13 protein-coding genes are annotated in these 13018 nt (G+C 39.3%); 7 read left to right on the top strand and 6 right to left on the bottom strand.

The window, feature by feature from the left end:
* Positions 1–63: 63 nt before the first annotated feature.
* The 4 genes from minC to J690_RS18415 all read left to right on the top strand — a co-directional run bounded on the left by minC (position 64) and on the right by J690_RS18415 (position 2317).
* On the top strand, positions 64–792 hold the full coding sequence (gene minC, locus J690_RS18430; RefSeq protein ID WP_032037398.1) for a septum site-determining protein MinC: 729 nt from the start codon (positions 64–66) through the stop codon (positions 790–792).
* 66 nt (positions 793–858) lie between these two features.
* Positions 859–1671, top strand: a complete 813-nt coding sequence (minD, locus tag J690_RS18425; protein ID WP_002121719.1) for a septum site-determining protein MinD — start codon at positions 859–861, stop codon at positions 1669–1671.
* 2 nt (positions 1672–1673) lie between these two features.
* A complete protein-coding gene (minE, locus tag J690_RS18420; RefSeq protein WP_000896934.1) occupies positions 1674–1946 on the top strand; it encodes a cell division topological specificity factor MinE in 273 nt (90 codons plus the stop codon).
* An 83-nt stretch (positions 1947–2029) separates the two neighbouring features.
* Positions 2030–2317, top strand: coding sequence for a PA4642 family protein (locus J690_RS18415; RefSeq protein WP_002121755.1), 288 nt, complete (start codon positions 2030–2032; stop codon positions 2315–2317).
* Between the two features lie 41 nt (positions 2318–2358).
* Here the strand turns inward: J690_RS18415 and rhtC are convergent, their stop codons facing one another.
* Together rhtC and J690_RS18405 are read right to left on the bottom strand one after the other, a co-directional pair.
* The gene (rhtC, locus tag J690_RS18410; RefSeq protein WP_032037397.1) at positions 2359–2979 is read right to left on the bottom strand and encodes a threonine export protein RhtC; all 621 of its coding nucleotides are present in this window, start codon (positions 2977–2979) and stop codon (positions 2359–2361) included.
* A gap of 150 nt (positions 2980–3129) precedes the next feature.
* Complete coding sequence (locus J690_RS18405; RefSeq protein ID WP_032037396.1) at positions 3130–6183, bottom strand: DNA translocase FtsK; 3054 nt, start codon at positions 6181–6183, stop codon at positions 3130–3132.
* 269 nt (positions 6184–6452) lie between these two features.
* Between J690_RS18405 and trxB the strand changes: the two genes are divergently transcribed.
* The 3 genes from trxB to J690_RS18390 all read left to right on the top strand — a co-directional run bounded on the left by trxB (position 6453) and on the right by J690_RS18390 (position 9088).
* A complete protein-coding gene (gene trxB / locus J690_RS18400) occupies positions 6453–7400 on the top strand; it encodes a thioredoxin-disulfide reductase (protein WP_002121722.1) in 948 nt (315 codons plus the stop codon).
* Between the two features lie 122 nt (positions 7401–7522).
* Positions 7523–8254 (top strand): leucyl/phenylalanyl-tRNA--protein transferase, encoded by a 732-nt coding sequence (gene aat, locus J690_RS18395; RefSeq protein ID WP_016803285.1) that lies wholly within the window; start codon positions 7523–7525, stop codon positions 8252–8254.
* Between the two features lie 18 nt (positions 8255–8272).
* Positions 8273–9088 carry an arginyltransferase gene (locus J690_RS18390; protein ID WP_004703325.1) on the top strand — a complete coding sequence of 272 codons (816 nt, stop codon included), beginning with the start codon at positions 8273–8275 and terminating at the stop codon, positions 9086–9088.
* Here J690_RS18390 and rimI read toward each other — a convergent pair.
* From rimI to tuf, 4 genes are all read right to left on the bottom strand, one after another.
* The gene (gene rimI, locus J690_RS18385; RefSeq protein WP_032037395.1) at positions 9074–9535 is read right to left on the bottom strand and encodes a ribosomal protein S18-alanine N-acetyltransferase; all 462 of its coding nucleotides are present in this window, start codon (positions 9533–9535) and stop codon (positions 9074–9076) included. The two genes, J690_RS18390 and rimI, sit on opposite strands and share 15 nt — an antisense overlap.
* Before the next feature lie 107 nt (positions 9536–9642).
* Positions 9643–10518 (bottom strand): metal-dependent hydrolase, encoded by an 876-nt coding sequence (locus tag J690_RS18380; RefSeq protein WP_032037393.1) that lies wholly within the window; start codon positions 10516–10518, stop codon positions 9643–9645.
* Positions 10519–10753: 235 nt separating this feature from the next.
* Positions 10754–11635: a metal-dependent hydrolase gene (locus J690_RS18375; protein WP_032037392.1), complete on the bottom strand. Its 882-nt coding sequence runs from the start codon at positions 11633–11635 to the stop codon at positions 10754–10756.
* A 204-nt stretch (positions 11636–11839) separates the two neighbouring features.
* Positions 11840–13018 (bottom strand): elongation factor Tu (gene tuf, locus J690_RS18370; RefSeq protein ID WP_017399900.1); only part of this gene is annotated, 1179 nt, incomplete at its 5' end.

Genomic DNA, 13018 nt, shown 5'->3' with positions numbered 1-13018 from the left:
TTTGCCCTATTTACAATAAACTTAACGATATTACAGCTCGTTTAACGCCTTGAAGGAAGACTTATGGCTGATATACGGATTACCGGCAGAATGGTTAACTTTAGCAGGATAACCTTCGATACCAATGATCATGATGTGATCCGCCAGCAATTATCAAATATTTTAAATGAAGGTTCCTATCAAGGAACTTTAGTGATTATTGACAGTACAGTTGAGCAAGAGTTAATTGCATTGATTCAACTTCTGGTGAGCTTGGGTTTACAACCAATGGCGGTAATCGACGGTATTTTAGGAAATGAGGCTCGCGCTATTCAATTCCCTGTTTTACCGGCAGATCAACCATTACAACGCATTAAAGCGACAGCTGAACAAGTGGCTATTGTGGAAAAACCTGCTACAGCTCCTGCCTCGTCTTCAGCAGAAACAAAAAAACCACTAAACAAGATAGCGGTCGCTCATATTACCTCTTATCATGATGAAATTTTGCGTACAGGCCAATCCCTTGTACAAGATAACGGCGATATTATTTTAAAGGCTGGCATGAATAGTGGTTCCGAGGTGATCGCTTCAGGAAATATACATATTTATGGCACAGTTCGTGGTAGAGTCATTGCTGGTGCGGGCGGGCACGCAGCTGCACGCATTTTTTGCCAATCTTTAGAGGCTGAGCTCGTTTCCATTGCCGGAACGTATTGTGTCGCAGATGATATCCCTAAACATGTGGTAAAAAAACCAGTACATATTTATTTAAATGAAAAGCAAGAGCTTGAATTTGAAGCTCTAGAACTTTAATTTATTAAGCAAATCACCAAAAAACAGCCCTTTTAAGGGTGTATGACCATAATAGGAGTGGATTCGGTGGCCAAAATTGTTGTCGTAACATCAGGCAAAGGTGGTGTAGGTAAAACTACAACGAGCGCATCTTTTGCAACAGGTTTAGCCCTTCGTGGTCATAAAACTGTTGTGATTGATTTTGATGTAGGCTTACGTAACCTTGATTTGATTATGGGTTGTGAGCGTCGTGTTGTTTATGATTTTGTTAATGTTATTAATAACGAAGCACGTCTGCAGCAAGCCCTTATTCGCGATAAAGATATCGAAAACCTTTATATTTTACCGGCTTCACAAACACGTGATAAAGATGCGTTGAGCGACGAAGGTGTTGCTCGTGTTATTGATGAGCTATCTCAAGAGTTCGATTACATCATTTGTGACTCACCTGCAGGGATCGAGCGTGGCGCGATTTTAGCCATGTATCATGCAGATGAAGCAATCATTGTAACAAACCCTGAAATCTCTTCAGTACGTGACTCTGACCGTATTATTGGTATGTTAGATAGCAAAACCAAGAAAGTTGAACACAACGAAGGGCGTATACGTAAACATTTATGTATTACACGTTTTAACCCGGAACGTGCTGACCGTCAGGAAATGCTGACAATTGATGATATTTCTAAAGATATTTTACGCGTACCGACATTAGGTGTTATTCCAGAATGTCCAAGTGTATTACAAGCATCAAACGAAGGTAAGCCAGTTATTCTGTATTCAGAAACTAAAGCTGGTCAGGGGTATGATGATTTGGTTGCACGCTTCCTTGGCGAAGACCGTCCTTATCGACACATCACAGCTCAACCTAAAGGCTGGTTAGCACGACTATTTGGAGCGTAGATATGGCAGGATTCTGGAGTAAATTATTTAGCAGCGAAGAAAAACCATCAAGTGCTCAAACTGCCAAAGATCGTTTGAAAGTTATTGTTGCTTCTGAACAAGGTTTAGGCCGCCGTTTAAGCCAAGACAAAATTGATCAGATGAAAAAAGAAATCATGCAAGTGGTTAGCCGTTATGTTAGCGGCGTAGGTGAACAGCATATCCAAATGCAAGTTCGCTCTGAAGCTAATATCGAAATGTTAGAAATGAATATCAATTTACCTGAAGAACGATAATTCTATTTCTGACTATTCAATAAATCAGAATCAAGGCAAAATAACGCAAGTTATTTTGCCTTTTTTAAAATGAGGAGATTGTCATGGCATTATCACAGCCAGCAACTTTCAATGAAGAATGGTCCGATGAGCGTGTTTTTGCCTACCTCAACCAACTTCCTCCAAGTGGTGTGAATGCAGATTTTCATGTGCTCTACCATGCATTCAAACATATGCGCCCAACAGACTATGAGCGTCTTTTAACTCAATTTATTGCGGACGGACGCGATATTAATGCCAAAGATCCTGAAGGCCAACGCATCCATGATGTAATTGCTAAGTTTCCGCGTCAATCAGCACCATTTTTAGAAGTTCTAGCAAAGTTTGCTTAAAAATAAAAAGCCTCTTAAAGAGGCTTTTTTCTTATCTAAACTTATCGATTACCAATCAGGAAAATACCAAATACGGTAAAAATACCGCCCGAAATACCATCAATCCATTTTGAAAAATTACGGTAAGCTGCTCTAAAACTCGGTAATGAAAAAATAAAAGTCACAAAGCAGAACCATAAAATTGTCTCGACTGTGACAATAATAAAGAGTAGCCAGTGAACTTCATCAAGTTGAGGATTAGCTAAAAATAAAGAGAAAACACTACCAAAATAAATAACAGCTTTTGGATTTGATAAATTGGTTATCAAACCTTTAATAAAAAATAAGTAAGGTGCTTTTGGGAGCTCAACAGCAACATTGCCCTCTTGCTGATTTTTTGAAAAAGCCGAACGCAGCATCTGATAGCCCAACCAACATAGATATAAGCCACCAGCAATGAGCAATCCTTGCTTTAACCAAGCCATTTTCTCAAATATAAGATTTAATCCCATTAGTGCCAAGCACGCCCAAAACATAACACCCGCCGTTATACCAGCAACGACCAGCATAGCGTCTTTACGAGACCGGCTAATGGCAGTTTGAGATACAAGGAAAAAATCAGGCCCGGGAGTAATAAGTGCGCAAAAGTGAATAAAGGCTAAAGTAATCAGAGCTAATAGCATGTCTTTCTCCTGATTTAATTCATTGTTATTTATTTAGGGAAAATACATTAGCATTTTTTTACTAGACGATAAAATCTTTAAGTCATTTATAAATAGGTTCACTTTATTTAAGTTATAAAAAAGCCTCCGAAGAGGCTTAAATTATACGTATTAAACTAGAATATCCCGCTTACCATTAGGGCCCATTGAGCTCACAATGCCGTTCTCTTCCATTTGATCAATGATACGAGCGGCACGGTTATAACCAAGGCTAAATTTGCGCTGTAGCGAAGATGTAGACGCTTTTCGAGTTTCTAATACGAATGACACACATTGATCATAGAGTGCATCTCGGTCAGAACCGCCCTCACCCTCTTCAAAGCCACGTGATGCAGGCTCTTCATCAAATGGAGTCAAGATTTCATCAATATAATCAGGCTCGCCACGCTCACGCCAAGCATCACAAATACGGTTTACTTCATCATCACTAATGAAAGCACCATGCACACGTTCCGGCTCAATTTTACCAGGGCCCAAGAACAGCATATCACCATGACCTAACAAGTCTTCTGCACCACCTGCATCCAAAATAGTACGTGAGTCAATTTTACTATTTACACGTAGTGCTACGCGCGTTGGAATATTGGCTTTAATCAAACCGGTAATAACATCAACAGATGGGCGTTGAGTCGCAAGCAATAGGTGAATACCAGCAGCACGAGATTTTTGCGCCAAACGGGTAATCATTTCTTCTGCTTTTTTACCCACTTGCATAATCATGTCGGCGAACTCATCCGCAACAATGACAATAGATGGTAATGGCGTTAAACGAGGTGCACGTTCTTGTGTCGCTGAATCACTTGGCTTCCAAGTCGGATCAATTAAGTCTTCACCATTCGCAATCGCTTCTTCAACTTTACGGTTATAGTCACTTAATTTACGAATTTTTAAGAACGACATAAGTTTATAACGACGTTCCATTTCATTCACACACCAGTTCAAAGCACTTACCGCATCTTTCATGTCAGTAACGACTGGAGTTAATAAATGTGGAATATCATTATAGTTTGCAAGTTCGAGCTGTTTTGGATCGATTAGAATTAAACGTAATTGATCAGGCGTATATTTAAGCAACATCGATAAAATCATCGAGTTGACCGCAACCGATTTACCAGAACCTGTCGTACCAGCAACCAACATATGTGGTGCTTTCGCTAAATCAGTGAGTACAGGATTACCTGAAATATCTTTACCCATCGCCATACTAATTAATGCACTTGGGTCGCGATATGTTGGTGTTTCCAATAATTCAATCAAACGTACCATTTCACGGGCACTGTTTGGCACTTCAATACCAATGTATGGTTTACCAGGAATAACTTCGACCACACGTACAGATGCCATCGACATTGAACGTGCCAAGTCACGTGAGATATTCGTTACCTTAGAAGCTTTAACACCCGGCGCCAAATCTAACTCAAAGCGAGTTACAACTGGTCCTGGTTGAGCCTCTACCACCTGTGCTTTAACGTTAAATTCTTGCAATTTAATTTCAAGCAATTCAGACAAACGTGAAAGTTGCTCTTCAGTAAAGTTGACTTTCTTATTTGGATCAACCTTATCAAGTAGGTCAAGGCCCGGTAAAGTTGGTAAATCCAAACGCTTCTTAGCAACTTGCATTGCACGAGACATTGGGCGGCCTGATGCATCTGTTAACGGTGCATCAAAATCGAAATAGTCCTCATCAAAATCAGCATTTTCCTGCGGTTTTCCAGCAGTCTCCTGCCAAGCTTCAATAAACTCTTCTTTTGAAAGTTTGTCGGCCTGAATAGTCGTTTGAATAGGAGCTTTTACAAATGCTGAAGATTGCGCATAACTACTTGCTCTCACAGGTTCAGTTGGGGCAATGTCTTCATCTATTAATAAATCATCAAAATCTTCAAAGACTTGTTCGTTTGCTAAATTTTTAGGTGATTGATTTAAATTTGAAATATTTGAAGATGTTTCATTCGCAATATTAACAGATTGCGAAGTTGGTTCGGCTTCTACATGGTGATCTTGAACAAATGGTGTATGCACATCTGTTGCAGTTTTACTGTTTGGAACCGCGGCAAGCAACTCATCAAAAATCTCATCATCATTCCAATCAAGACCATGTAAGTCTTGTTTAGATGATGGTTGATTTTGATTTACCTGAGAAATTGTTTGCTGAAATTGCTCATGAGTAGGAACTTGCTCTGTCTCTGTCGAATCATCAGCAGCTCTTAAAAGCGCATCAATTTCTTGCTTATGACTCGCATCATCACGCTGTAAAGCACGCCATACTTCGCCAGTCGCAACTAAACGTTGGCTATCTCGTTCAAGTTTATGGGCCTGTTCAAGCGTATGCTCAAAGTTCTGAGTATTTGCAACTGGTGTATCTGCAACAGATTCAGGTCGGCTCTGCTCTTTCGCTAGCACATCTGCAAATAAGCGCTCAGCAACCGCATCATGTCGCGTTGTGGTAGATTGCGGTTGAGTTGATTCAGGTTGAACTGATGCTTCTTTCTCATCTGAAGCATTAGCATTCGTTTCTACATTGTCAGCAACTTTAACCGCGGCTGCTTTGGTGGCAGGTTGAGTTGTTAAGTCATAATCCGATTCATTCGGAGATACGTTCTTATAAAATAAATCTTGTAAATAACTTGGTGTAGCTTTGAGCGTAACCCATGTTTTACTCCATTGCACCCCAAATGCAAGAGTAAACAACACGACCCCGAAAACCAGTAAAAATAAGGTTGCACCATAAATTGTTAACAACTGAGATAGGCTTTGACCTAACTCATAACCAATAATTCCCCCAGCTGCATTATCTAAAGTATCTGCCGGCACATTCCAGTGTAAATAAAGTAAGCTAGATACAACTAAAATTAAGAAGAATTGTGCAGCATAACGAAATGGGCGGTTTAGGAAACTACGTGGCCACCAAACCTGAATTGCTTCAATGAAAAGGAAAATTGGAATAAGCAAACTTGCCCATCCTAAAAAACCAAACAGCAAATCTGCAATCCATGCGCCAGCAATACCACTTGCATTGGATACTTGCTGAGTATCACTGGAAATATGCATCCAGCCCGGGTCAAATGGTGTATATGTTACTGTTGCCAGAAACATATAAATACCAAAAGAAACCAAGAATAATGTCATCAATAAGCGCTGTGCATAAACACTTGACACCGCAGTCATATACTGTCCTGTAACCCATTTAATTATTGGTTTAGAGATGTGAAGAACTATATTTTAGATCTTCAACGAATGAACTTTATATTATGCACCTGTTCTTACAAAAAAGGTGCATGATTCTTTACAGTTGTTGTTAACATAAGGCACTTCTATATTGTTATATAACTTAATTCGATTGACCTGATCAATATTATCCACATTGATTTAACGCTATTGATCGGCAAATTCACGTATAATTTTCAAAATTCTCGAAATAAATAAGGATACCCTCAATGAGTGCTCGTCATTCTCGGTTAATTATTCTCGGTTCTGGCCCTGCGGGCTATAGTGCAGCAGTATATGCAGCGCGTGCAAACCTTAAACCTACTTTAATTGCAGGTTTACAACTAGGTGGGCAACTTACAACAACAACCGAAGTTGACAACTGGCCGGGCGATCCTGAAGGTTTAACAGGTCCTGCATTAATGGATCGTATGCAAGCACATGCTGAACGCTTTGGTACAGAACTCGTCTATGACCATATTAACGAAGTGGATTTAAATGTACGTCCTTTTGTTTTAAAAGGTGACATGGAAGAGTACACATGTGACGCTTTGATTATTGCAACTGGTGCTACAGCTCAATATCTTGGTTTAGAGTCTGAACAAAACTTTATGGGCCAAGGTGTAAGCGCATGTGCAACATGTGACGGTTTCTTCTACAAAAACCAAAAAGTAATGGTTGTAGGTGGTGGTAACACTGCTGTTGAAGAAGCACTTTATTTATCAAATATTGCTTCACATGTAACGCTTGTACACCGCCGTGATACTTTACGTTCTGAAAAGATTTTGCAAGATCATTTATTTGCCAAAGAAAAAGAAGGCAAAATCAGCATTATCTGGAACCACGAAGTTGAAGAAGTATTGGGTGACAATACTGGCGTAACCAGTGTTCGCCTTAAATCAACTCAAGATGATTCTAAGCAAGACGTAGAGGTTCATGGTCTGTTCGTAGCAATTGGTCACAAGCCAAACACTGGAATGTTTGAAGGCCAGTTAAACCTACGTGATGGCTACATCCAAGTGCAAAGCGGTACCTCTGGTAATGCAACAGCGACTTCTGTAGCTGGTGTTTTTGCTGCTGGTGACGTCGCTGACAGCATTTATCGCCAAGCGATTACTTCTGCTGGGTCTGGCTGTATGGCGGCCCTAGATGCTGAAAAATATCTAGATAATCTTTAATTAATAGATTTCTAGAGTTTTAAAACAGCCGTTCTTATAACGGCTGTTTTTTTAGAATAATGACTAGCTGACATATATTAATTTTTATAGCATAACCTTAAAGCTCATCTTATTTTATTTTTATGAATACACTTCCACTTTCCCAATTCATTTTTCCTGATCCCATTGAGGCCGATCCAGATGGGCATGGTTTAATTTGTATCGGAGCGGACCTCTCCCCTTCTACCCTATATGAAGCATACACCCATGGTCTTTTTCCTTGGTTTAATGAAGATGAGCCTATTTGTTGGTGGAGCCCAGAACCTCGTTGCGTGATCTACCCTCAAAACTATAAACCAAGTAAATCACTCATTCGGAACATGAAAAAGTACGATTACACCATTACGGTAAATCATGCCTTTGAACAAGTTATTCGCTCTTGCTCTTTGCCAAGAAGTTATGCAGATGAAACATGGATTAGCGAGGATATTATTCAAGGTTACTGTGAGATGTTTAATGCTGGTTATGGTTATAGTATTGAAGTATGGCAACAAGAGGAGCTTGTAGGAGGTTTATACGGTGTTACGATTGGCAAAGGGTGTTTTGGTGAGTCAATGTTTAGCAACGAAACCGATGTTTCAAAAATGGCTTTTTATACATTAATGCTCATAGGACAAGAAAATCAGCTACCATGGATAGACTGCCAACTCGTAAACAGTCACTTAATTAGTCTGGGAGCCAGTACACTTTCTCGTCAAGACTACTTAAAATCGTTACAAGATGTAATTATTCACCCCTCTATCAATTGGAAAAAGTATCAAGAACGTGTATTTTCAAGTAAAACAATAGCATTAGATGCAAAATTAATGGAATGATAACAGGAGGGACCAATCATGAAATCATATCACCCGAAGTCCCTTTTAAATGATCTGCAGTATTATATTACTCCACCTCATGATTGTAGCTATCTAGAAAATAAATCAGCACGCATGGTGTTTTTAGATCCCATCCATCGAATTGATGTGGTCACTCTTTCAGAACTTTCTCGTTTAGGCTTTCGCCGTAGTGGCGACTTTGTTTATCGCCCTGAATGTCACTTATGTAGACAATGTCTGTCTTGTCGTGTTCCAGTTGCCGATTTTCAAATGAACAGCATGCAAAAAAAAGCATGGAAACGAAATCAAGATCTCACCATGACTGTTCTGCCTACGCGACAAGCAGCACAAATTCATTATGATTTATACGAACGCTATATTAATGAACGCCATGCAGATGGTGATATGTTTCCACCGAGCTTAGATCAGTTTGAAAAGTTTTTAGTACATAGCTGTACAGATAGTTTTTTTCTTGAGCTTTGGAAAGACAATCGTCTCATTAGTGTTTCTACTTGCGATTTAATGGATGATGGATTATCGGCTGTCTATACATTCTTTGATCCCGATGAGCATCGCAGATCACTTGGTGTGTATTCTATTCTTAACCAAATTGAATATGTGAAATCGCTCGGTTTAGAATATCTCTACTTAGGCTATTGGGTGCCGCATTCGGCCAAAATGAACTATAAATCGCAATATACACCTTTAGAACTTCTGCTCGATGGGCAATGGCGCCGTTTAAACAGATCATTATCACCAGAGGAAATTCAACAGCTAGGTACGTCTCTTATGACCACGTTACCTTCTGAATGGAATAATTTAATCATTAAATAAAGATGCGAAATCATCTGTACAGGTTTTTACCATAATGACCGCATGTTCGCGCCCACCATCTTGGGTAGGATAATAATTGCGACGCAGGTCAATTTGGTGAAAGCCTGTTTTTTCATATAAACCGATGGCAGCTTTATTACTTTCACGGACTTCTAAAAAGATTTGTACTGGCTGATTTTCTAATTTTTCAATTGATGCACTTAATAACTTATATCCTAAACCCTGCCCTTGCATTTGAGGATCAACGGCCATGAGTAACAAATTAGCTTCATCTAAAACAGGCTGTAAAATACAAAATCCAACGACTCTATTTTGTGACTCAATCACTGTACATTGATAAGAATTCAAAGATTCAATAAATTGCTGTCTTGACCACGGATGTGTTTGTACTGATTTTTCAATTTGAACGACAATATCCACATCAGTGTTTTGCATAATACGAATCATGAGTTTCAACGCAATGAAGATTCTAAAGTAGTGCGTATTATAAAAACTTCCCACGAAAAAACGAGCAAAAAAAAGGACAATTGAGTTGTCCCTTTTTTCTGTATTTTTTAAAGACCTAATTTTTCACGCCAAGTTGCTAGCAATGCTGTGGTATCCGAATCATTTGGATGAAATTTTGGTCTTAAAAAATCAAGTAACTCTGGAATTTGACGAGTCATAAAACCTTTACGACCATACATGAACTTAAGCATGTACTTCGTATCTTTCCAAGTTAATTTATCGTCAGTCTTGAGTAACTTAGCAGTAAAATAAGACTGAGTTGCGAAGATTAATGCCATTGCAATAATCAAGGCTGTTGAACGCATAAAATAAGCTTTCGGACCTTGTCCGTACATACTTGTATACACATCAAATGCCACAGCTTTATGTTCATTTTCTTCAACTGCGTGCCACATCCACAAATGATACATAGTGTCGTCTTGGAACATGGCCTGAATTTCAGGGTTTTGTAAAAGTTCAGCTGCAATGGTCGATGTGAAATGCTCTAGAGCACAGGTTCCAGTCAAATCAATCATTTCTTTAGTATAACCAAAAGGTTTCATTAATTTGGTTACAACAGCTGTACCCATCTTAATGACTTTTCCTGTTTGCTTTTCCATATGACGCACATCATAACCATAAGCCTGTGCTGAAGCATTAAATGCTAAATGCTCTTTGGAGTGCATCGCTTCTTGACCAATAAAAGCACTAATTTCTTTTTGAAGATCTGGATCAGCAAGCTTTGGATCATTTCGAACAGCACGCGTACTATTTACAAAGAACTGCTCCCCTTCTGGAAAAAGGGCCGATAATGCTGTCATAAAATGTGTTAATGCTGGATCATAATTTGCCCAATAACGTGGGACCTGAGCAAATTCAAAATCCATACGACGCACAGGGAAACTAGCGCCAGCACGATTGGAAATATTTACCTTAGCATTCATCTCAGACTCCTTTTAAGTGAATAGCTAATTCACATATAACTTTATTTATTTTCTTAATATTTATAATCATACGTCTTTCGATGTACCAATTAAGTGCAGATGAGGACAGAGAAATATCAGATGAGGTCATTCATAGATACATAAAGGTGCAATATTTGCTCCATGATCTCTTTAAAATAGTTGTAGAAAAATAAAAAAGGGCCTCTATCGGCCCTTTATAAATCATGAATTAAATCTATAAACCTAATTTTGCTTTCCATGTTTTCAATAGACCAACGGTATCTAGGTCATTTGGATGAAAGCCAGGTTTAAAGTAAGCTAACATTTCTTTAGCCATACCACTAATAATACCTTTAGATGGGCTATATCCGTATTTATAAATTACTGATAGTTCATTTAAATTCAACTTGTTATCTTGCTTTAATAAACGAAGCACAAAAGATGACTGAATCAAAAAGATTAAAGTCATAGCAAATACTAAAGAACTGGTTCGTAACGCATAAGCTTTTATGCCTTTACCAAACACACCTTGGTACACGTCATAAGCTACGGCTTTATGCTCATTTTCTTCAATCGCATGCCAATACCACATTGTTGACATCGTCTCATCTGTCATAAGCTCTTGAATGTGCTTATTGACCAATAATTGCGACGCAATAGTAGCGGTAAAATGCTCAAGAGCCGTTGTAGCAGTCAAGTCAACCATTTCTTTTGTCATACCGAAAGGTTTGACAATTTTTACAAAAGTTTTAATGGCTGTTTGAATTGCCGTATCGGTAAATTTCTCTAACGTTTCTACATCATGGCCAAACTTTTGAGCAGAAGCATTGAAGTTTACATGCTCTTGAGTGTGCATTGCTTCTTGCCCAATAAAAGCACTAATCTCTTTTTGGAGTGCTTCATCATCTTTAATAGCTGGGTGATAACGTACTGCACGTACACTATCTATAAAGAATTTCTCACCAGCCGGAAACAATGCTGACAATGCTGTCATAAAATGTGTGAGTCCAGCAGAACCATTCATCCAATATTCTGGTACATCATTAAAGTCAAAATTCATACGACGTACTGGAAAGCTTGCGCCTGCACGATTCGTAATATTCACTTTAGCATTCATACCCAAAGCTCCTTAGCAAGTAACCTTAGTTACTCAAACTTTATTGTTCGTTTTCTTAATTCTTATCATACAAATTTAATAAAAAGGGTTAAGGGTAAATAAGGACATTGAAATATCAGTTAGGGCCAGACTTTATAATGATTGTTAGACAATTAAGTATAAAAAAAGCGATCTAAAAAGAGCGCTTTTTTTCACTGAAAGTGATTATGCAGTTACTTTCGCAACAACACCAGCACCTACAGTACGACCACCTTCACGGATCGCAAAACGTAGACCTGGGTCCATTGCGATTGGGTGGATTAATTCTACTGACATTTCAACGTTGTCGCCTGGCATAACCATTTCAACGCCGTCTTGTAATTGGATCGCACCAGTTACGTCAGTTGTACGGAAGTAGAACTGTGGACGGTAACCATTTAAGAATGGAGTGTGACGACCACCTTCTTCTTTAGAAAGTACGTATACTTCTGCGTCGAATTTAGTGTGCGGCTTGATTGTACCTGGTTTAGCAAGTACTTGACCACGTTGTACGTCTTCACGCTTAGTACCACGAAGTAAGATACCACAGTTCTCACCTGCACGGCCTTCGTCAAGAAGTTTACGGAACATTTCTACGCCAGTTACAGTTGTTTTAACTGTATCTTTAATACCAACGATCTCTACTTCTTCACCAACTTTAACGATACCAGCTTCTACACGGCCTGTTACTACAGTACCACGACCAGAAATTGAGAATACGTCTTCGATTGGCATTAAGAATGCTTTGTCGATAGCACGTTCTGGTTCTGGGATGTAAGAGTCAAGCGCTTCAACAAGAGCAAGAACTGAAGACTCACCATATTGACCGGCATCGCCTTCCAACGCTTTAAGCGCAGAACCACGGATAACTGGAGTGTCATCACCTGGGAAGTCATAAGTAGAAAGAAGTTCACGAACTTCCATTTCTACTAATTCAAGTAATTCTTCATCATCAACAAGGTCACACTTGTTTAAGAATACGATGATGTAAGGTACACCAACCTGACGAGAAAGAAGGATGTGTTCACGAGTTTGTGGCATTGGACCGTCAGTCGCAGCACACACAAGGATCGCGCCGTCCATCTGAGCAGCACCAGTAATCATGTTTTTAACGTAATCGGCGTGGCCCGGGCAGTCAACGTGCGCGTAGTGACGAATTGGAGAATCGTATTCTACGTGTGAAGTATTAATTGTAATACCACGTGCTTTTTCTTCAGGTGCTGAGTCGATTTGTGAGTAATCTTTCGCTTCACCGCCGTAAGTTTTTGCACAAATTGTTGCAATCGCAGCAGTTAAAGTTGTTTTACCATGGTCAACGTGACCGATTGTGCCCACGTTTACGTGTGGCTTATTACGTTCAAACTT

Source organism: Acinetobacter sp. 742879 (assembly GCF_000588535.1).
GTDB classification, from domain to species: domain Bacteria; phylum Pseudomonadota; class Gammaproteobacteria; order Pseudomonadales; family Moraxellaceae; genus Acinetobacter; species Acinetobacter pittii.
This window is presented reverse-complemented; position numbering and strand designations above follow the sequence as displayed.

Excerpts from the sequence above, each read along its gene's own strand:
- minE (WP_000896934.1), top strand. The coding sequence starts at position 1,674 with ATGGCAGGATTCTGGAGTAAATTATTTAGCAGCGAAGAAAAACCATCA.
- aat (WP_016803285.1), top strand. The coding sequence starts at position 7,523 with ATGAATACACTTCCACTTTCCCAATTCATTTTTCCTGATCCCATTGAG.
- rimI (WP_032037395.1), bottom strand. The coding sequence starts at position 9,535 with ATGATTCGTATTATGCAAAACACTGATGTGGATATTGTCGTTCAAATT.
- J690_RS18390 (WP_004703325.1), top strand. The coding sequence starts at position 8,273 with ATGAAATCATATCACCCGAAGTCCCTTTTAAATGATCTGCAGTATTAT.
- rhtC (WP_032037397.1), bottom strand. The coding sequence starts at position 2,979 with ATGCTATTAGCTCTGATTACTTTAGCCTTTATTCACTTTTGCGCACTT.
- J690_RS18415 (WP_002121755.1), top strand. The coding sequence starts at position 2,030 with ATGGCATTATCACAGCCAGCAACTTTCAATGAAGAATGGTCCGATGAG.
- minC (WP_032037398.1), top strand. The coding sequence starts at position 64 with ATGGCTGATATACGGATTACCGGCAGAATGGTTAACTTTAGCAGGATA.
- J690_RS18380 (WP_032037393.1), bottom strand. The coding sequence starts at position 10,518 with ATGAATGCTAAGGTAAATATTTCCAATCGTGCTGGCGCTAGTTTCCCT.
- trxB (WP_002121722.1), top strand. The coding sequence starts at position 6,453 with ATGAGTGCTCGTCATTCTCGGTTAATTATTCTCGGTTCTGGCCCTGCG.
- J690_RS18405 (WP_032037396.1), bottom strand. The coding sequence starts at position 6,183 with ATGACTGCGGTGTCAAGTGTTTATGCACAGCGCTTATTGATGACATTA.
- J690_RS18375 (WP_032037392.1), bottom strand. The coding sequence starts at position 11,635 with ATGAATGCTAAAGTGAATATTACGAATCGTGCAGGCGCAAGCTTTCCA.